Source organism: Pseudomonas sp. NFPP24, from assembly GCF_900112095.1.
GTDB classification, from domain to species: domain Bacteria; phylum Pseudomonadota; class Gammaproteobacteria; order Pseudomonadales; family Pseudomonadaceae; genus Aquipseudomonas; species Aquipseudomonas extremorientalis.
The window spans coordinates 45,349-62,239 of sequence record NZ_FOKD01000015.1 but is presented as its reverse complement, the minus strand read 5'-3'; the positions used below and the strand labels follow the sequence as shown (position 1 = coordinate 62,239).

At 61.4% G+C, this 16,891-nt stretch carries 14 protein-coding genes and 1 tRNA gene; 7 read left to right on the top strand and 8 right to left on the bottom strand.

What is annotated here, in order from left to right:
* Positions 1-8 precede the first annotated feature (8 nt).
* The 5 genes from BM026_RS25765 (at position 9) to BM026_RS25745 (ending at position 5,037) form a co-directional block, all read left to right on the top strand.
* Positions 9-1,124: an HlyD family secretion protein gene (locus BM026_RS25765; protein WP_093530523.1), complete on the top strand. Its 1,116-nt coding sequence runs from the start codon at positions 9-11 to the stop codon at positions 1,122-1,124.
* Positions 1,117-2,685: a DHA2 family efflux MFS transporter permease subunit gene (locus BM026_RS25760; protein ID WP_083351452.1), complete on the top strand. Its 1,569-nt coding sequence runs from the start codon at positions 1,117-1,119 to the stop codon at positions 2,683-2,685. Before BM026_RS25765 ends, BM026_RS25760 begins: the two co-directional genes overlap by 8 nt.
* Positions 2,682-4,100 carry an efflux transporter outer membrane subunit gene (locus BM026_RS25755; protein ID WP_093530521.1) on the top strand — a complete coding sequence of 473 codons (1,419 nt, stop codon included), beginning with the start codon at positions 2,682-2,684 and terminating at the stop codon, positions 4,098-4,100. The genes BM026_RS25760 and BM026_RS25755 overlap by 4 nt, the downstream gene beginning before the upstream one ends.
* Before the next feature lie 99 nt (positions 4,101-4,199).
* A complete protein-coding gene (locus BM026_RS25750) occupies positions 4,200-4,454 on the top strand; it encodes a hypothetical protein (protein WP_093121067.1) in 255 nt (84 codons plus the stop codon).
* 196 nt (positions 4,455-4,650) lie between these two features.
* Positions 4,651-5,037 carry a DUF1090 family protein gene (locus tag BM026_RS25745; RefSeq protein WP_071488186.1) on the top strand — a complete coding sequence of 129 codons (387 nt, stop codon included), beginning with the start codon at positions 4,651-4,653 and terminating at the stop codon, positions 5,035-5,037.
* A 147-nt stretch (positions 5,038-5,184) separates the two neighbouring features.
* On the opposite strand, the gene BM026_RS25740 is transcribed toward BM026_RS25745, so the two are convergent.
* Both BM026_RS25740 and BM026_RS25735 read right to left on the bottom strand, forming a co-directional pair.
* Positions 5,185-5,258 (bottom strand) — tRNA-Cys (locus BM026_RS25740).
* Between the two features lie 212 nt (positions 5,259-5,470).
* Positions 5,471-7,756, bottom strand: coding sequence for a bifunctional acylase PvdQ (locus BM026_RS25735; protein WP_093530519.1), 2,286 nt, complete (start codon positions 7,754-7,756; stop codon positions 5,471-5,473).
* A 237-nt stretch (positions 7,757-7,993) separates the two neighbouring features.
* Here BM026_RS25735 and BM026_RS25730 point away from each other — a divergent pair, with 237 nt between their 5' ends.
* A complete protein-coding gene (locus BM026_RS25730) occupies positions 7,994-8,374 on the top strand; it encodes a fe2+ zn2+ uptake regulation protein (RefSeq protein ID WP_093121115.1) in 381 nt (126 codons plus the stop codon).
* Between the two features lie 6 nt (positions 8,375-8,380).
* Here BM026_RS25730 and BM026_RS25725 read toward each other — a convergent pair whose 3' ends face one another.
* Positions 8,381-8,569, bottom strand: a complete 189-nt coding sequence (locus tag BM026_RS25725; RefSeq protein ID WP_010210250.1) for a hypothetical protein — start codon at positions 8,567-8,569, stop codon at positions 8,381-8,383.
* A 336-nt stretch (positions 8,570-8,905) separates the two neighbouring features.
* Here BM026_RS25725 and BM026_RS25720 point away from each other — a divergent pair, with 336 nt between their 5' ends.
* Positions 8,906-12,415, top strand: coding sequence for a membrane-targeted effector domain-containing toxin (locus tag BM026_RS25720; protein ID WP_093530517.1), 3,510 nt, complete (start codon positions 8,906-8,908; stop codon positions 12,413-12,415).
* A 63-nt stretch (positions 12,416-12,478) separates the two neighbouring features.
* Here the strand turns inward: BM026_RS25720 and BM026_RS25715 are convergent, their stop codons facing one another.
* The 5 genes from BM026_RS25715 to BM026_RS25695 are packed head-to-tail and all read right to left on the bottom strand — an operon-like array spanning position 12,479 to position 16,880.
* Positions 12,479-13,225, bottom strand: a complete 747-nt coding sequence (locus tag BM026_RS25715) for an ABC transporter permease (protein WP_175507978.1) — start codon at positions 13,223-13,225, stop codon at positions 12,479-12,481.
* Positions 13,226-13,236: 11 nt separating this feature from the next.
* The gene (locus BM026_RS25710) at positions 13,237-14,436 is read right to left on the bottom strand and encodes an ABC transporter substrate-binding protein (protein ID WP_093530513.1); all 1,200 of its coding nucleotides are present in this window, start codon (positions 14,434-14,436) and stop codon (positions 13,237-13,239) included.
* On the bottom strand, positions 14,423-15,226 hold the full coding sequence (locus tag BM026_RS25705; protein ID WP_093513311.1) for an ABC transporter ATP-binding protein: 804 nt from the start codon (positions 15,224-15,226) through the stop codon (positions 14,423-14,425). Before BM026_RS25705 ends, BM026_RS25710 begins: the two co-directional genes overlap by 14 nt.
* The gene (locus BM026_RS25700; RefSeq protein WP_093121120.1) at positions 15,223-16,284 is read right to left on the bottom strand and encodes an acyl-CoA dehydrogenase family protein; all 1,062 of its coding nucleotides are present in this window, start codon (positions 16,282-16,284) and stop codon (positions 15,223-15,225) included. Before BM026_RS25700 ends, BM026_RS25705 begins: the two co-directional genes overlap by 4 nt.
* Positions 16,285-16,319: 35 nt before the next feature.
* A complete protein-coding gene (locus BM026_RS25695) occupies positions 16,320-16,880 on the bottom strand; it encodes a carboxymuconolactone decarboxylase family protein (protein ID WP_093530511.1) in 561 nt (186 codons plus the stop codon).
* Between the last annotated feature and the right edge of the window lie 11 nt (positions 16,881-16,891).

Below are 16,891 nucleotides of genomic sequence, written 5' to 3'. Positions count from 1 at the left end.
TGACCTCGATGTCGGCTGCACCTCCCTCCCCTCAGGTCATGCCTGAAGAAACCGGCAACGGTCAACGTGGCAAGGCCCGGCGCATCCTGCTCAGCGTGGCCGGCGTCGCCGTGCTGGCGGGCGTGTCATGGGGCGCCTGGTGGTGGATCACCGGGCGGTTTATCGAGACCACCGACGACGCCTACCTGCAAGCCGACAGCATCAGCGTGGCACCAAAGATCAACGGCTACGTGGCCGACGTTCTGGTGAGCGACAACCAGAACGTCAAGCGTGGCGACGTGCTGGTGCGCCTGGATGCGCGCAAGTACCAGGCCGTGAGCGACGAAGCCTCCGCGACCATCGCCGCACGCAATGCCGACTTTGCCAAGGCCCAGGCCGACCTGGTGCAACAGGATTCCACCATCGCCGAAGCCCGCGCCCAATTGCAGGGCGCCGAGGCCGATGCCCGGCATGCGCAGACCGAAGTCGCCCGCTACGCGCCGCTGGCCCGCTCGGGCGCCGAACCGGAAGAGCGCCTGGCCCAACTGAACAACCAACTGGCACAGGCCCGCAGCACCGTGGCGGCCAAACAGGCGGCGCTGCGGTCCAGCCAGACTCGCTACGGCACGTTGCAGGCCCAGCTCAAGCAGGCCCAGGCGCAACTGGGCGTCGCCAAGGCCAGCGAGGCGCAAAGCCAACTGGACGTCGACGACGCGGTCATCCGCAGCCCGCTGGACGGCCGTGTGGCTGACCGTGGCGTACGCGTGGGGCAGTACGTGCAACCTGGTACGCGTTTGCTGACCGTGGTGCCGATCAGCGCGATCTACCTCACCGCCAACTACAAGGAAACCCAGATCGGTGGCATGCGCCCCGGCCAGACCGTCACCGTGCACGTCGACGCCCTGCCCGGCCGCGACCTGCAAGGCCACATCGACAGCCTGGCGCCCGGCACCGGCGCGCAGTTCGCCCTGCTGCCGCCGTCGAATGCCACCGGTAACTTCACCAAGATCGTGCAACGGGTACCGGTGCGCATTGCCCTGGACATACCGGATGACCTGCGTGCCGCATTGATGCCAGGCCTGTCGGCCACCGTGGAAGTCGACACCCACACCCACACCCACACCGCAGACGCGAACCATGGCTGAGGCGAGCATGGCCGGGGTGGCCGCCGAGAAACCGCGCAACGCCTCGCTGACCGACTGGATTGCCGTCGCCGCCGGCGCACTGGGCGCCCTGCTGGCGACCCTGGATGTGTCGATCACCAACTCGGCGCTGCCGCAGATCCAGGGCCAGATCGGCGCCACCGGCACCGAAGGCACCTGGATCGCCACCGGCTACCTGATGTCGGAAATCGTGATGATCCCGCTCGCGGCCTGGCTGACCCGAGTCTTCGGCCTGCGCCGGTTTCTGATCGGCACCGCACTCACCTTCACCCTGTTCTCGATGTTCTGCGGCTTGTCCACCAGCCTTGGCGCGATGATCGCCGGACGCATCGGCCAGGGCTTCGCCGGCGGCGCGATGATCCCGACCGCGCAGACCATCGTGCGCACGCGCCTGCCGCCCCACCAACTGGCCATCGGCACCACGATGTTCGGCATGACCGTGATCCTCGGCCCCTTGCTCGGCCCGGTGATCGGCGGCTGGCTGACGGAGAACATCAACTGGCGCTGGTGCTTCTTTCTCAACCTGCCCATCAGCATCGCGCTGATCACCCTGCTGATCACCGGCCTGCCCAGCGAGCGCATGAACCTGCAGCGCTTTATCAGCGCCGATTGGCTGGGCATTCTGGGCCTGGCCATGGGCTTGAGTTCGCTGACCGTGGTGCTGGAAGAAGGCCAGCGCGAGCACTGGTTCGACTCGCTGCTGATCGTGTGGCTGAGCATTGCCACGGTCACTGGTTTTTTCCTGATTGCCGTGGGGCAATTGCGCTCCAGTACGCCGATCCTGCGCCTGCCACTGGTGCTCAACAAAAGCTTTGGCAGCGTGTTGCTGATCGGTACGGCGGTGGGTGCGGGGCTGTATGGCACGGCGTATCTGGTGCCGCAATTTCTCGGGATTCTGTCCGGCTACAACGCGCAGCAGTCCGGCGCGATCATGCTGTTGTCGGGGATTCCGGCATTTTTGCTGATGCCGATCCTGCCGCGAATGCTCGGCCGCTACGACCTGCGCTGGATGGTCGGCGCCGGCCTGCTGCTGTACTGGGCCAGTTGCTTTGTAGACACCCTGTTGACCGCCGACAGCGTCGGCCATGATTTTGTGTGGTCGCAGTTGCTGCGCGGCTTCGGGCAGATCCTGGTGATGATGCCCCTCAGCCAACTGTCCATGCGTTCGGTCGAGACCAAGGACGCCGGCGACGCGGCCGGACTCTACAACATGTCGCGCAACCTCGGCGGCACCATTGGCCTGGCGTTGCTCGGCGTGTTGATGGACCGGCGCAGCCACTTCCATGACGACCGGCTGCGCGAAGGCATCCTGGCCAACAGCCAATTGACCCAGGACCACATGGCCAGCAACACCGCCAGCTACCTGGCACAAACCGGCGACGCCTCCACCGCCTCGTTGCAAGCCATGGCCCAACTAGCCAACGACATCGCCCGCCAAGCCTCGGTGATGGCCTATAACGATTCGTTCTACGTATTGGGACTCGCAATGCTGGCGTGCCTGCCCCTGATCTTCATCCTGAAAAAGCGCACGGTACAGCCATGATTGCTCGCTCGTTTCCTCTGCTCCTGACCGTTGGCCTGCTGTCGGCCTGCACCGTAGGCCCGGACTACTCAGGCGCACCCGACGCCGCGCCGAAAACCCTGGCCGCCGGGCATTTGCCCCATGCCGACCGCCAAGCGCCAAGCGCCCCGGCTGTGGCGCAGTGGTGGCGAACGTTGAATGACCCGCAGCTCAATGAGCTGGTCGAGATGGCGCTGAACAACAGCCCCGACATCGCCACCGCCCAGGCCCGCTTGAAACACTCCCGCGCCAGCCTCAGCGGTGCGCGGGCCGACGCCCTGCCCAAGGTCACCGGTGACGCCGCGATGCTCAAACTGCGCTCGCCCGACACCTCCGCACTGGGTGGCGGCGGTGCCGGTCGCGGGCCGTTGACGCTCTACCTGGCCGGCTTCGATGCCAGTTGGGAGGCCGACCTGTTCGGCGGCACACGTCGCGCCGTCGAAGCCGCGCAAGCCGAAGCCGACGCTGCCCAGGCGCAACTGGCCGACGCCCAGGTGCAACTGGCCGCCGAAGTGGTGCAGGCCTACACCGACCTGCGCGACCAACAGGCACGCCTGGCGTTGGTAGACGCGAGTGTCGACATCGAAAACCAGGCTCTCGACCTGACCCAGCAACGTCGCAGCCGTGGCGTGGCCTCACAGCTGCAACTGGAACAAGTCCTCACCCAGGCAGAAAACACCCAGGCCCAGCGCCTGCCGTTGCAAGCCGCCATCGTTGAATCCCTGGATCAACTCGGCCTGCTCTGCGGCCGAGAGCCCGGCGAACTGGATGGCCGCCTCGTCACCGCCAAAGCCCTGCCCGCCATCCCCGGTGTGGTACCCGTGGCAGACCCCGCCGCCCTGCTCAAGGCCCGCCCAGACATCCGCGTCGCCGAACGCAAACTGGCCTCCAGCAACGCGCAGATCGGCGAGAAAACTGCCGACTGGTTTCCCAAGCTCAGCCTGATGGGCGACCTGTCATTCTCCGCCGGTGACCCCGGCCACCTCGCCCGCAAGGACAACGGTACCTGGCTGATCCTGCCGCGCCTGACCTGGAACGCGCTGGACTTCGGCCGCGTGGCCGCCAGCGTCAAAGGTGCCGAAGCCGGTCGCGCCGAAGCGCTCGCGCAGTACAAAAGTGTGGTACTGAGTGCGCTGCGCGACGCCGATGTGGCCCTGGCGCGGTACGGCCATCAACGCCAGAACGTGATGCTGTTGCGCAGCGTGGAAGCCTCGGCAGTGCGTGCGGCAGACCTGACCCGCCAACGCTACCGTGCGGGCACCGCCAGCACCCTGGATTGGCTGGATGCGGAGCGCACCCGCTACCAGGCCCAGGAGAGCCGGATTTCCGGGGATGCGGAACTGCTCAAGGATTTTGCTTCGCTGCACAAGGCATTGGGGCTGGGCTGGACGTTGTGACACATCAGGCGTTTGATGGGAGAAATTCCATTCAAGACCGATCTGGCGGAGATCGGGATGGATATCATGGGGTTTGACCTGAAGTGGGAGGGGCAATAAATGAAAGAACTGATCCAGGGGCTCGACGGCCCCAGAACGGCACAGCAGGAATTGTTCTACGACCTGGAGGACGCCGCCGCTGTGATTGGCTGGTCGGTGGTTGAATTGACGGCTTTAGCCGCCAGCGGTCGGACGCCGGATGAGGCCGTGGCGCTGATGAAGATCTGCGCGTTGCTGGCAGCGCAACAGGAAAGGCTTCACGCGTATGCAGGTGAGGTGAAAGACCAGCGCATCGCCAGGTCTGAAATCCTGTAATCACAGGAGGCATACCCCAATGGCGCGCAGCCGACGAACAACGTGAAAGAATTCACATTTATTGACACTGGATATTGAAGCTCAAAATTTGACCAAATAATATTTTGCCGCAACCGAGCACACACCTTATACGGATATTGCTCTGCACCAGCTCGGGAGCCACGCGCGTGCAGACAATAAAACATTGAGGTTTGCCATGCGTCTTTCCAAGCTCGCTCCATCCGCCGCCCTGTTCAGTCTGATCGCCCTATCGGCACAAGCCGCTGACTTGAGTGCCCTGACAGGGGCTCTGTCCTCTGCTCTGGGTGGTGCAAACAACACCACCAATAACACCAATTACTCCAATAACGCCTCCTCCTGCCAGCAACAGGTCCGCGACCTGCAGGCGAACATCAATGCAGCCAATGCCAAGGGCGATACCTTGCGCGCAACCGCCTATCAAGCTGCGCTGACCCAGACAAACAAAAGCTGCAGTAACGCCAGTTACAACACCCAGGCCCAAGTGAATACCAACCCGCAGCACCAACAAAACGTGAACAAGGCAGCGGATGCGATCAATGCAATCGGTGGGCTGTTTAAATAAGCCGGAAAGTCGTGTGCGAGAGGCCCGCAATTGCGGGCTTTTCCATGCCTGCGGGACGTGCCCTGCAAAAACCTTGATCGGCACGCCCGTACTTTCGTCCAGGCAATAAAAAACCCCGCAGACGCTAATCTGCGGGGTTTTCAAGAGTGGAGGCCGAGGTCGGAATCGAACCGGCGTAGGCGGATTTGCAATCCGCTGCATAACCATTTTGCTACTCGGCCTCAAACGATCAATGTCCCGACTGCTGACACTCACCGCATAAAAACTTGAGTGGGCTGTACAACCCTGCCTCTACTCTAACTCATTGAATACATTGAAGTTTTTAATGCTTCATTGCGTTCGATGGGCGCCATTATGTACGTATTTGCCTAGGCGTGCAACCCCTTGATTTCAAAAATATTTCGTATTGGCATCAAGGGGTTGCGGGCCTGCCCTACTCCTTGATGCGCAGTTGTTGGTACTGCGGGTCGGCCTTGATTTGGGCTTCGGTGAAGGGCAGCGGGCGCAGTTGTTTTTGGGAGAAGGCTCGGGTCTGGTCCTTGGCGTGTGGGGAAGCCGGGTTGCTGGACTCGGAGAACGCGAGCACGCCTTGGGCATGGGGCCCCTGGTCGTCGAAGGTGACGATTTGCAGGTAGCTGGTGCCGCTGACCACTTCGCGCTTGCCGTCGGCGCGGGGCACGGTTTGCATGGCGTTGTAGATGCCGAGTTCCTGCGGGCCGCCGTGGATCGGGGTTTGCCCGGCGACTTGGACCTCACCCCAAGTGCTGCTGGCGGTCAAGCCGCGTTTGGCGACGTCGGCGGTTGAGGCCAGCATGGCTTCGCGCAGGGCTTTGGCCACATCGGCGCGGTCGATGGCCAGGCCGCGTGGGGTGGTGAGGGGTTGGGCCGGGTCGAAGGCCACGCGCCAGGCGTCGGGGATCTGCTGCAGGTGCTGCACCAGGTTGATGAAGTGCACCAGGCCGAGGCCGCTGTCGAGGTTGGCGCGCTGGTCCCAGGTTTTCAGGCTGGAGCACAGGGCGTGCAAGGCAGTGGCGTCGCTGCCGAGGTGTCTGGCGCAGAACGCGAGCAGATCGGGCATGACTTGGCCGGCCAGGTACACCTCGTTGTCCATCACCATGTTGTGCAGGTCGCTGACGCTGATCGGTTTAGCCAGGGATTGCAGGCGTTGCAGGGCAAAGCGCGCGCGTGGGCCGAGGCCGATATGGTCCTGGCTGATCAGCGGGGAGAAACCGGTCAACGGCGCCTTGGGGTTGGCCAGCCACGCCGAGTCATTGGAGTGCTGCACGTAATCGGTGCGTTGCAATTGCGGCAACTGCTCGGCCGGGAAGATGCCGGCCTGGGCGGCGCGCGGATCAACGTCCCAGGCACAGGCGCTATGGGCGCCGTCGAGCATGATCATCTGCAGGCCGGCGCGTGGGTCGCTGCATTGCGCCAGTTTGGCCGCGCTGACGTTGGGCACCACCGACAGGTTCATGTACAGGCTCTGGCCCTGGTCATCGGCGGCCAGGGTGTTGACCCACGGGATGCCTTGCAGGGTGTGTACCGAGGTTTTCAGCTCATTGAGGCTGCCGGCACGGTTCATCGCATACCACTGTTGCAGCACGCGGTCGTTGCCCAGGTTGGCATCGCGCAGGCTGAAGGCGTAGTGGCTGTCCCAATCGAGCTTGCCCGGCCACTGCACCACTGGACCGAACTGAGAGCTATAGACGGTGTGCGATTGGTCCTTGAGGCTGCCATCGGCCTGTTTGACCTGTACGGTCACCGTGGTTTTATCCAGGGCGACCGATTTGCCATCGAGCATGTAGCGCGTGGAGTCCTTGGGGTCCAGGGTCAGGCGGTACAGGGTGAAGTGCTTGGACGTGTCCACGGTGTGGGTCCACGCCACATGCTGGTTGAAGCCGATATTGATCACCGGCAGGCCCGGCAGCGCAGCGCCCATCACATCCAGCTGGCCGGGGATGGTCAGGTGCATCTCGTAAAACCGCATGCCGCCCACCCAGGGGAAGTGCGGGTTGGCCAGCAACATGCCGCGCCCGTTGAACGAGCGGTCACGCCCCACTGCCACGGCGTTACTGCCACGATCGAAGGCGAAACGCTGTTGATTGGCCACGACCTGATCAAAGGCCTTCGCACTGCTCGACACACTGGCGGTTGCTTGAGGCGGCGCCGCACCCACCAGGGCTTCGGCGAATTGGCCGACACCGCCTTCGACCAACAGCCTGCGGGTCAGCTTGACCAGATCTTCAGCCACCAGTGGCCGTACCCACGCCGCCTGGCACTGCGCAGGCGCGCCCTGCTCTTTCAGATAACGGTTGTAGCCGGCCACATAACCTTCAATACGCTGCTGGATCTGCGGGCTCTGCGCCTTCCAGAATGCCGCCACCGCATCCGGCGTATTGAGCCAGCCAAAGAACAGGTCGCTGGCCAGGTTGTTGCGCTCTTCCAGGGTCGCCTGCTCGGGGCCGAAGAAGCGGGCGCGCTGGCCGTTTACGGTGACGACTTCATTGGCCAGCAGGCACAGGTTGTCCTGGGCGTAGGCGTAGCCAATGCCGAAGCCCAGGCCACGTTCATCGTTGGCGCGGATATGCGGTACGCCGTAACTGGTGCGGCGGATGTCCGCCGCCGCTGGCGTCACCTGCTCCCGCGCAGAGGCGGCCAGGCCCAACCCCAGCAACACTCCGGCCATGCAGACCCTGGACAACCCATTGGAAATAATCACGCAGACTCCACCGTCAGATTTAACCGTCTCACAAGGGGCAATAACCCCACCGTAAGAACGCAAATCACCGGGAATAATTTAATGCACGGGGTCGTTTATTTAAGGCGATGGGGATGTGACAAAACCGATACCGACGAAATTTCTACATCCGACACTTCATGATTTCGCTCGCTCGTTCGTCTTATTAACCAAGAGCGCTCATTTTTTCCTGATCAGGCTCTGATAAGGAGTTTTTGCATGTACAACCCGCAAGTGCCCACGGATGGACATTCACACGCGGCCGACGCCAGTTTCGGCAGCGGCCCGCAAGCGTTCGGCAAAACGCCCGAACAGCAAGGCAACCAGCGTATCCGCCATCTGCTCAAGTGTTTTGGCCTGCGTACCAGCCTGATCCGGCTGAAGGTCATTGACGCCCTGCTCACCGCCGCCGACAACCAGCGCACCCTTGGCGTACGCGGCGTGCACAGCCACTTGCTGGAGCTGGGCATTCCGTTGTCGTTTCTCAGCGTGCGCGAGGTACTCAAGCGCCTGTGCAGCGAAGGTGTGATCACCCTCAATGCGGACAAAAGCTACAGCCTCCATGAAGAGGCTGCCAAGGTACTCGAAGGCCGCGCCTGATCGCCGTTAAAGCTTGACCTTGCGGCGCATGATGCCGTTGATCACCACCACGACCACTGCGACGGCAATGGCGATGGTCTGGAATGTCTTCTCGCTGATGACCCCGGTGTTCTGCAAATAGGACAGGCCGAACATCGTCGCCAGTACGGCCAGGGCAATCAGAATCGAATATTTCAAACGCTGTTTTTGGGTCATCAGGGGGGTCCTGTATCTGGGAGTGGAACGGGATCAATAGGCGCTCATGTTACAGGTGATGAAACGCTTTGGCTCGTCTGGCGCACGCTGCGATAAACCCAGCCCGAGTAAGCAGAAAATATTCCCTGACAGTGCAATGCTGACGCTGTCGTCGGTACGGAACTGACTGCACTTGACCAGCCCGCCTACTCCCCGCCTACATCCGATCTTACAAAACCTGGTACCCGCAGCCGGAACGCGAACGGACGTTTTCAGCACACAGCGGTGCGCCATGGGAAAAGGGAACCTCCCGTTGACAGGCGCTTGTTCTCAGTACGTCTGAATAGGTACCCAACAATGACCCAACTACATACTCGCTCGCCTCAGCAGTCATACACGTATCAACCGCCCCACCCTAACGGTCCATCTCTATCCACCCTCCGAGACACCGCCAGCGCACACCTCGATTCGGCAGCAGGCCCCACTCCCCAGCCACAAACAGACAATTGCCCAGACAGCGGTGACTTCAAGCAACAGCTCGCAGATCAGAAGAACTTCAGGACCCTGGCACGCAAACTCAATGAGCTGGCGGCGCAACTGGGTGAAGCGGCCACCCCGCTGGCTGTCCTCACGGCACTCAAGTCCACGTCGATGGAAGTCGCGCCGGGCTCATCTTCCTCTGAGGAAGCCGGCAGAACCACCACACTGGAGAACTACATCACCTCCAACGGCCTCCCCGTACCGGACAGCCACTATTCCTTGATCGCCCTGGCCAGAGCCCTGATCGACAGAGCTCTGGAACACCCCCTTGGCAATTTTGGTGGTGCGTTGAGCTGGCCTATTCCCTTGAGCACAGCTGATCAAGGGCGCCTGCGTAAGTTCGCCATGAACTACGAACATCATCTCGGTGACAAGCCCTTGGTCATGGGAGTGAAGGGGGGGTTGCTGGAGTTTTTGCGTTACAAGGCCCCCCTTCCCGAGGGAGTCCTGAGTGATCCCATCCAAGTGGGGGAAATGCTGATGGGTACTGCCGAGGGGTTATTGATGGCTGAAACCCTGTGCAAGCAAATGAATTGGGTTGCCACCCGCGAAAGCGCGTACGAATGCCTCAAGACAGCAATAATTCTGCAAATGGACCCGGAGTGCTTGACCGAGCCTAACCCTAATAAAGTGGCCGGTTTTGATTTGTCCAACAAAACCCATTGGGGCAAGCCTTTATCGATGATTGTAGACGGCTTGAGTACGCACCTGAGCAAATCAGGTAGAACCTCCGCCGAGATGTCCAAAACAGGTGCACACCTGTTGCTTTTAATGAAGCACCCCGAACTCTTGATCAAAGACGTTCCCGACGCTGTGGTGTACGCCAGCGCCGCCTGGGTCAGGCTGCGGACCGCGGCAGCATCGATAGAGGCCAAGACGCCAGGAAAAGTGCAAAACATGACCTTTAACCAAGTCATGGCTGAAGCTGAAACTGCCGCCCTTTACAATCCGCAGGCCACTCAACGTGCGCAGATCGCTGCCCTGCGAGTATGGGGGCTGGTCAATGGCGTTCTTTCTCCGGAGCAGGCCGGACGTTACAACGCAGCCGACATTGAGGTGGTCAGAAACGCGTTCAACCAACAGGCCATTGAGCAGATTGACGCCTCCAGCCTGATCCAATCCGAAATGCCCAGCCGCAGGGATATCGCCCTCGCTCGCCTCAAGGAGCGGTTTGGCGAAAGCGTTCCGTTTGAAGAAAAGTTGCTGAAGGTCCATGACACCAAGCAACCTTCAATTCAACCGGTCTACGACCCGAATCGCGCGCCTGCGGGCATGATGTCGCTCCTGGACATTGCAATGAGTGGATTGGACAACTACGAATGGGTGAGCCAAGACCCGCGCATCAATGCCGCACTGGAAGGCAAGTCGCTCAATTTGGGAGTCAATGCCGAATTCAACAGCCAACTTGCACAGGCCATCAGCGACAAGAAAAAAGGCATCGGCGTAGCGATCAAACATATGATCGCCCAGCTTCCACTGGCTGACAGGCAGAACCTCGAGTACGGGCAGCTTGAGTTCTATCAGCTCAATACCTATCGCCTGGGCCTCGGTTTCACCGACAGAACCCTCCACCATAAAAATGAAAAGCTCTACGTCAAGGCCACTGGCGCGAATGGCACCACCACGTATGAGGTGGACCTGAGCAAGCATTCCATCACGCAGGTCAGTAACAGTGTCCTGACCTGCGAGCGTGAGCGCGATGCCAATCGGGTCTATCCGATCGAGAAATTCACACCCGTTGCCAATGCCGACTTCAGCCAGAACACACAAGCCGGATCAGCGCAGCCTACCCCCTCCACCTTCACAAGCGCTCGAACCCAGGCCATTGCAGATACCTTTGTGAAACACCTTCACATTGATAATCGGGACGTCATCAAGCAAGCCAAGGGCGTCACCAGCTTCGATAAGCAGATGGATGCCGAATGGGCCTTGACCAACTTTTTCCTGGATTTGATCCCTCTCAGATCGGCGATTTGCAATTTCAAGGAGGGTCAATACATCGACGGCGCAACAGACCTGTTCCTGGACGTCTTCAGTTTTGTCACTGCCGGTGCAGCGGCCGCAGCGAAAGTCGCCAAGGTTGGTACCAAAGCCATCACCATGACGAAGAAGGCGCTGCAATGCTCGAGAATCGTCGGAACCACCGTTATCAGTGAGTTCAACCCGTTGAATGGTGTAGGTGATTTGTTGCTCGGGGGCACCCGCCTCGCACGCAAAGGCATTACTAAAGCCAAGATTGCGGCAGGCTTGACTCCGCCGCCTTACGGTGATGTCACATGGGGGACCTTAAAGGTCGGGGAGCAAACCCTGGAGACCAGCAGCATTATTCATAATGGGCAACGGTACGCCTATGACCCGGTCACGATGAAGCCTTACGGCCCGCCACTGAAGGATTTCAGCGTGCAGGACACCTTGAATCCTAACTCTCCCACAACACACAGAAAACCCAACAAAAGTCATCGATTCAACCCCTTGAATACCGACGCTCGTCCGTTACACATCAAAAAGCCATTACCCAAGGGCGACTACGTAGAAAGCTTGCAAGGCAAGTTGGAGCTTGACCATTTCGAACCGGATACCATAGAAGCAACCATGAACAAGTTCAAACAAGAAATGAACGCATTTTATGACGCCCTGCCCCCTATAAACAAGCTGGAGCGTCCTCTTATCCCATCGGTGCCCAAATCCGTCAGCGTGCCAACACTGTTTGAAAAGGCGTTCAAAACCTCTAACGGCATAGTGTTGGGGGAAAAGCACTCACAGATGGCGAGTTTCAAGGTGCTTTTCGCTAACGTGGAAACGTTAAAGAACCAAGGCGTCAAGAAAGTGTATTTCGAAGGGCTTATCGATACGCCGAAAGGCCTGCGGGATGACGGTATAGGTGTACTGGGTGAACAAGGGCGTCGAACTAATCCGACGCTTGAGGAACTACTCGGAAAGCTTGAGGCCAATGGCATAGAAGTCATGCCCATTGATCACTGCTTCCTCACGCGACACAAAGACCAGCCCCATAAAAAGCGTACAACAACGGGCGAAAGCTCGCAACGCCGCCTCAGGGAGTGCAACTACTATGCCTCGGAAACCATCCAGGCGACTTCAGGAACTGAAAAATGGGTCGCACTGGTTGGGTGCGCCCATATGAACACTTGCGAAAATGTACCAGGCCTGGCTGAGTTGACAAAAAGCATCGGCATCTACGTGGCTAACGCAGATAACGTCAAAGGGCAGGTCGGCAAGCAGTTAATTGGCCGGCCTCAAGACCCTACAAAACCGGTAGGCTGGGGAGGCGGCATTCCGGGTGATCTACATATTTTTGTAGAACGCTGACCTTACTTGCTGCTCTCCCGCAAACAACGGCCCGGGGATGTATCCGGGCCGTTGTTTGCCCTATCAGCCAGCATGCACCCACCGCTGGTGCAGCCACCGCGCCAAGGCATCCAGCGCAAAGCCCAACAAGCCGATCAACACCACCATCGCCATCAGCTCCGAATAAGCCAGCCGATCACGGGTATCGAGGATGTAATACCCAAGCCCCGCACTGACTCCCAACATCTCGCACGGCACCAGCACGATCCACAGAATGCCGATGGCCAGGCGCACGCCCGTCAGCACATGCCCCACCACGCCGGGAATGATCACCCGGCGCAAGGTCTCCCAGCGGGTCGCGCTCAAACTGGCGCTCAACTGCAACCAGCGTGGGTCGAGCTGACGCACCCCGGCGGCGGTGTTGAGCATGATCGGCCATACGGCAGCAAAGGCCAGCAGGAAATAGATCGGCTGGTCGCCTACCCCCATCAGCATCACCACGATGGGCATCCACGACAGCGGCGAGATCATGCGCAGGAACTGGAACGCCGGCGTGGTCGCCGCCTCCAGGTTGCGCGAACTGCCCACCAGCAATCCCAGCGGCACGCCGACCAGCAAGGCCAGGAGCAACCCAACGAGAATACGCTTGAGGCTCACGGCGATGTGCAGGTACAACTCCCCGCGCCCGAGCAATTCCCACAGGCTGGCGGCCGTGGCGGCCAGGGAAAAGCGTGCCGACAAGCCGTCCGCCGCGCCAAACACTTTCACCCCCAGCCACCAGAGCAACAGCAACCCCGCCAAGCCACTCAACCCGAGCAACCAGCCCGGGATTTCCCGTTTGTTCAAACGCCAATCTCCTCATGCCGCTCAAACCCATCAGGCAAACCAAAGGCCTTCATGCCGCCCACGGACTCAATGGCGTTGCGCACGAAACGGTCGTCTACCAGGTCCTTGGCGACAAACGCCGGGTCCAGGTCGGCGAGGAATTTCTTGTCGCCCTCGATCAGCGTGTCCTTCAGGCGGCGCACCAGTTCCTCGGTGTAGCTGGGGAATGGGTAGGGCTGGAAATCGATGCGGTGCTCATCCCAACTCCCATGCTGGATCGCGCCGTCGGCCAGGTAGGCCACACGGTCGGCCGCGGCGGGCGCCAGCACTTTGCTCAACACCGGCTCGGCATGCGGGGTATAGCGGTTAGGGCCGTCCTTGGACAGCAGCTTCACCGCCGCTTCGCGGTTGTCGCGGGTCCACACCTGCGCCTTGACGATGGCATTCACCACCTTCTGCGACCACTCCGGGCGGCTGGTCAGGTCGTGCTCGTGCATGAACACCACGCAGCATGCGTGGTTGCGCCACACGTCACCGGTGAAGCGCTGCACGCGACCGACCTTGAGGTTTTCCGCCAGGGCGTTGAACGGCTCGGCGACGATATAGCCATCGATACGCTGGCTGGCCAGCGCCGGTGGCATGTCCGACGGTGGCAGCACGATGAGGTTGACCTCATTGGCCGCAATCGCACTGCCCGCCGCCCGCGCCACCGGCGTGAGGCCGTTGTCGCGGAACAGTTGCTGCACTACTACGTTATGGATCGAATACCAGAACGGGATCGCCACCGACTTGCCGCCCAATTGCTTCACATCGGTGATGCCCGGCGCCACGGTCAGGCCCGAGCCACCCACATGGTTCCACGCCACCACTTTGGCCGGCACCTTGCTGCCATAGCGTGCCCACACGGTCATTGGCGACAGCAGGTGAATCACGTTGACCTGGCCCGAAATGAACGCCTCGATCACCTGCGCCCAACTGCGCAGCAGCACCGGGCGCTCGGCCTTGATGCCTTCGGCTTCGAACAGGCCATTGTTATGCGCCACCAGCAACGGCGTGGCGTCAGTGATCGGCAAGTAGCCAATGCGCACGGGTGCGTCCGGCTCGCTGGCAGCGCGGGCCTGCAGACTGCTCAGCAGCGGCAAGGCGCCGGCGGCACTGAGCACGGCGGAGAGTTTGAGAAAGTCGCGACGTGAGTGGGTCAGGTCATCCAGGCACATGGGCAGGCTCCAGCAGGTCAAGGGGGTTGGGTTGAGGGCGGCTCGCCTGCCGTAGGGTTTTGAGGATATCGATGCGCAGCGCGCCGATGGCTTCCACCTGTTCTTCGCGCGGTTGCGGCAGGTCGATCAGCCACTCGCCCAACGTCCGCGCCGGGCGGTTGCCCAGTAGCAGGATGCGGTCCGACAGCAGCAGCGCTTCATCAATGTCATGGGTGATCAACACGGCCGCCGAGCCCTGCTCGCGGTTGACCTTGAGCAGCAGGTGCTGCATGTCGGCGCGGGTCACCTCGTCGAGGGCACCGAACGGCTCATCCAGCAACAGCACTTGGGGCTGGCGCGCCAGGCAACGGGCCAGCGCCGTACGCTGGGCCATGCCGCCGGAAAGCTGCGCCGGGAAGTGCTGGCGCGCATGCTCCAGGCCAACGGCGGCGATGGCGTGGTCGACACGCTGGCGGCGTTCCTCAACGCTCAAGTGTGGCTGGCGGGCGAAGTCCAGGCCGAAGGCAACGTTCTTTTCCAGGCTCAGCCAGGGCAGCAGGCTGGGGTCCTGAAACGCCACCGCAACACGCGGGTGAGGGCCATCCACAGGTTCACCGAGCACCCGCACACTGCCGCCCTGCGGCGCCTGCAAACCGGCAAGCACCCGCAGCAGGCTGGACTTGCCTACCCCGCTGGGACCGAGGATCGACACCACTTCGCCGGGCTGCAGTTGCAGGTCAAAGCCCTGCAACACTGGACCGCCGGCGTACCCCAGGCAAATCCCCTGGGCGTTCAATACCGCGTTCGTCATAGATTGGCCTGGCGCTGTAACTCGGTGCGCAATTGCACCAGGCTCGGGGTCACGATCGGCACGAACGCCGACTCACGCCAGCGCCGCGCAAAGCCGCTGCCGTGGGCGGTGAGGTAGGCCTTGCCGCCGCTGGCCTGCAACTCCAGTTGCACAGCATGGGCGGCCGTTTCGGCCAGGGCGATGCGCAGCTTGAACAACGCTGCCGGCTCGGCCGCAAAGCGCCCGGCCAACAGGCCGTTCTTCAGGTCGCTGACCAGGTGATCCAAAGTCCCGCGCAGCGTCTCCAGCTCTTCGCGCAACACCGTACGGGTCGCGCCCAGGTGGTTGGCCACTTCCGCCAGGGAGCGCCGGGCCAGGCCGATGGACATGCCACACTGCAACCCAAGGAACGCCGGGCGCACCGCAGGTAAAAACTTGCGTGCATCCTCATGCAGCAACCAGTCGCGACTCAGCGCCACGCCTTCGAGCCCCAGGGCCGCCGTGTTGCTGGACTGCAACCCCAGCAGTTCCAGGTCGCGGGAGCGCTGCAAGCCGGCCACCGCATCCGGAATCGCCAGGATAAACGGCGCACCACCCCCGGCATGCTCGATAGCAGCCGCAGCGACAAAACCGCTTTTGCGCAGGTTGGTGACCCAATGCAGCCGGCCGTTGAGGGTCCAGCCGTCGTCGGTAGGCTCGGCGCTGATCTGCAGGGCTTCAATACCCGACAAGAACTTCATCGCGTTGGACAGCCCCGTGGCCCCCGCCAACTTGCCGCTGAGCAGGTCCGGCAAGAGTCGCTCACGCAGTTGCGCATTCGGGCTTTGCAGCAAATATTCGATAAACGAACGCTGGCCCCAGCACACAAACGCCGCCGCCAGGGAATGGCTGGCAACATTGGCGATAGCCTCCACCGCGCCGGCCACATCCCCACCCAGGCCACCAAGCTGAGCCGGCACGCCGATACGCAATACATTGGCCTCTGCCAGCCGTGGCAGCACTTCCTGTGGATCGCAACTGCCCACGTCCAGGGCCTGCGCTTGAACATCGAGCCAACGGCTCAAGATTGGGTCAAGCATTCATGTTTCTCCTTTTCACAGCGGGTGGGTCATCTTCAGCTTGCGGGTTTTTCCCAGCGGTATTGCGCCAGCTCCGGGTTCAACGGGGTGCGCGCAAACACGTTAGCGAAGTTGCACAGGGTTGCCAGGCTCACGCCCAAAATAACTTCCAGCGCCTGGCCCTGGGTATAACCGGCGGCCAGGAACGCATCAAAACCGGCATCGCTGACATCGCCACGGGTGGCGATCACTTCGCGGGTAAACGCAGCCAGGGTTTCATAGCGGGCATTGGGCAGCTCACCGCGTTGGCGCAGGGCGTCGATGACTTCTTCCGGCAATTTGGCTTTGTTGCGTGCCACGGCAGTATGCCCGGCCACACAGAAATCGCAGCCGTGGGTGGTGGCTGCAATCAACTGCACCACTTCGCGATCGGCCAGGCTGAGTTCGGCCTTGGCGTTCAGCCCGGACACGGTGATATAGGTCTCCAGCGCCGCCGGAGCGTTGGCCAGTACCGCCAGCAGGTTGGGGATGAAACCCGAGCCTTTCAGCGCGTTTTCCAGCAAGGGCTTGGCCGCGTCCGGCGCGGTTTCAGGGGTAAGCAGGGGTACACGGGACATGGAGTGGTCTC

What these genes read in the sequence shown, in the direction of transcription:
- BM026_RS25765 (WP_093530523.1), top strand. Translation starts at nt 9, where the DNA reads ATGTCGGCTGCACCTCCCTCCCCTCAGGTCATGCCTGAAGAAACCGGC.
- BM026_RS25760 (WP_083351452.1), top strand. Translation starts at nt 1,117, where the DNA reads ATGGCTGAGGCGAGCATGGCCGGGGTGGCCGCCGAGAAACCGCGCAAC.
- BM026_RS25755 (WP_093530521.1), top strand. Translation starts at nt 2,682, where the DNA reads ATGATTGCTCGCTCGTTTCCTCTGCTCCTGACCGTTGGCCTGCTGTCG.
- BM026_RS25750 (WP_093121067.1), top strand. Translation starts at nt 4,200, where the DNA reads ATGAAAGAACTGATCCAGGGGCTCGACGGCCCCAGAACGGCACAGCAG.
- BM026_RS25745 (WP_071488186.1), top strand. Translation starts at nt 4,651, where the DNA reads ATGCGTCTTTCCAAGCTCGCTCCATCCGCCGCCCTGTTCAGTCTGATC.
- BM026_RS25730 (WP_093121115.1), top strand. Translation starts at nt 7,994, where the DNA reads ATGTACAACCCGCAAGTGCCCACGGATGGACATTCACACGCGGCCGAC.
- BM026_RS25725 (WP_010210250.1), bottom strand. Translation starts at nt 8,569, where the DNA reads ATGACCCAAAAACAGCGTTTGAAATATTCGATTCTGATTGCCCTGGCC.
- BM026_RS25720 (WP_093530517.1), top strand. Translation starts at nt 8,906, where the DNA reads ATGACCCAACTACATACTCGCTCGCCTCAGCAGTCATACACGTATCAA.
- BM026_RS25710 (WP_093530513.1), bottom strand. Translation starts at nt 14,436, where the DNA reads ATGTGCCTGGATGACCTGACCCACTCACGTCGCGACTTTCTCAAACTC.
- BM026_RS25705 (WP_093513311.1), bottom strand. Translation starts at nt 15,226, where the DNA reads ATGACGAACGCGGTATTGAACGCCCAGGGGATTTGCCTGGGGTACGCC.
- BM026_RS25700 (WP_093121120.1), bottom strand. Translation starts at nt 16,284, where the DNA reads ATGCTTGACCCAATCTTGAGCCGTTGGCTCGATGTTCAAGCGCAGGCC.
- BM026_RS25695 (WP_093530511.1), bottom strand. Translation starts at nt 16,880, where the DNA reads ATGTCCCGTGTACCCCTGCTTACCCCTGAAACCGCGCCGGACGCGGCC.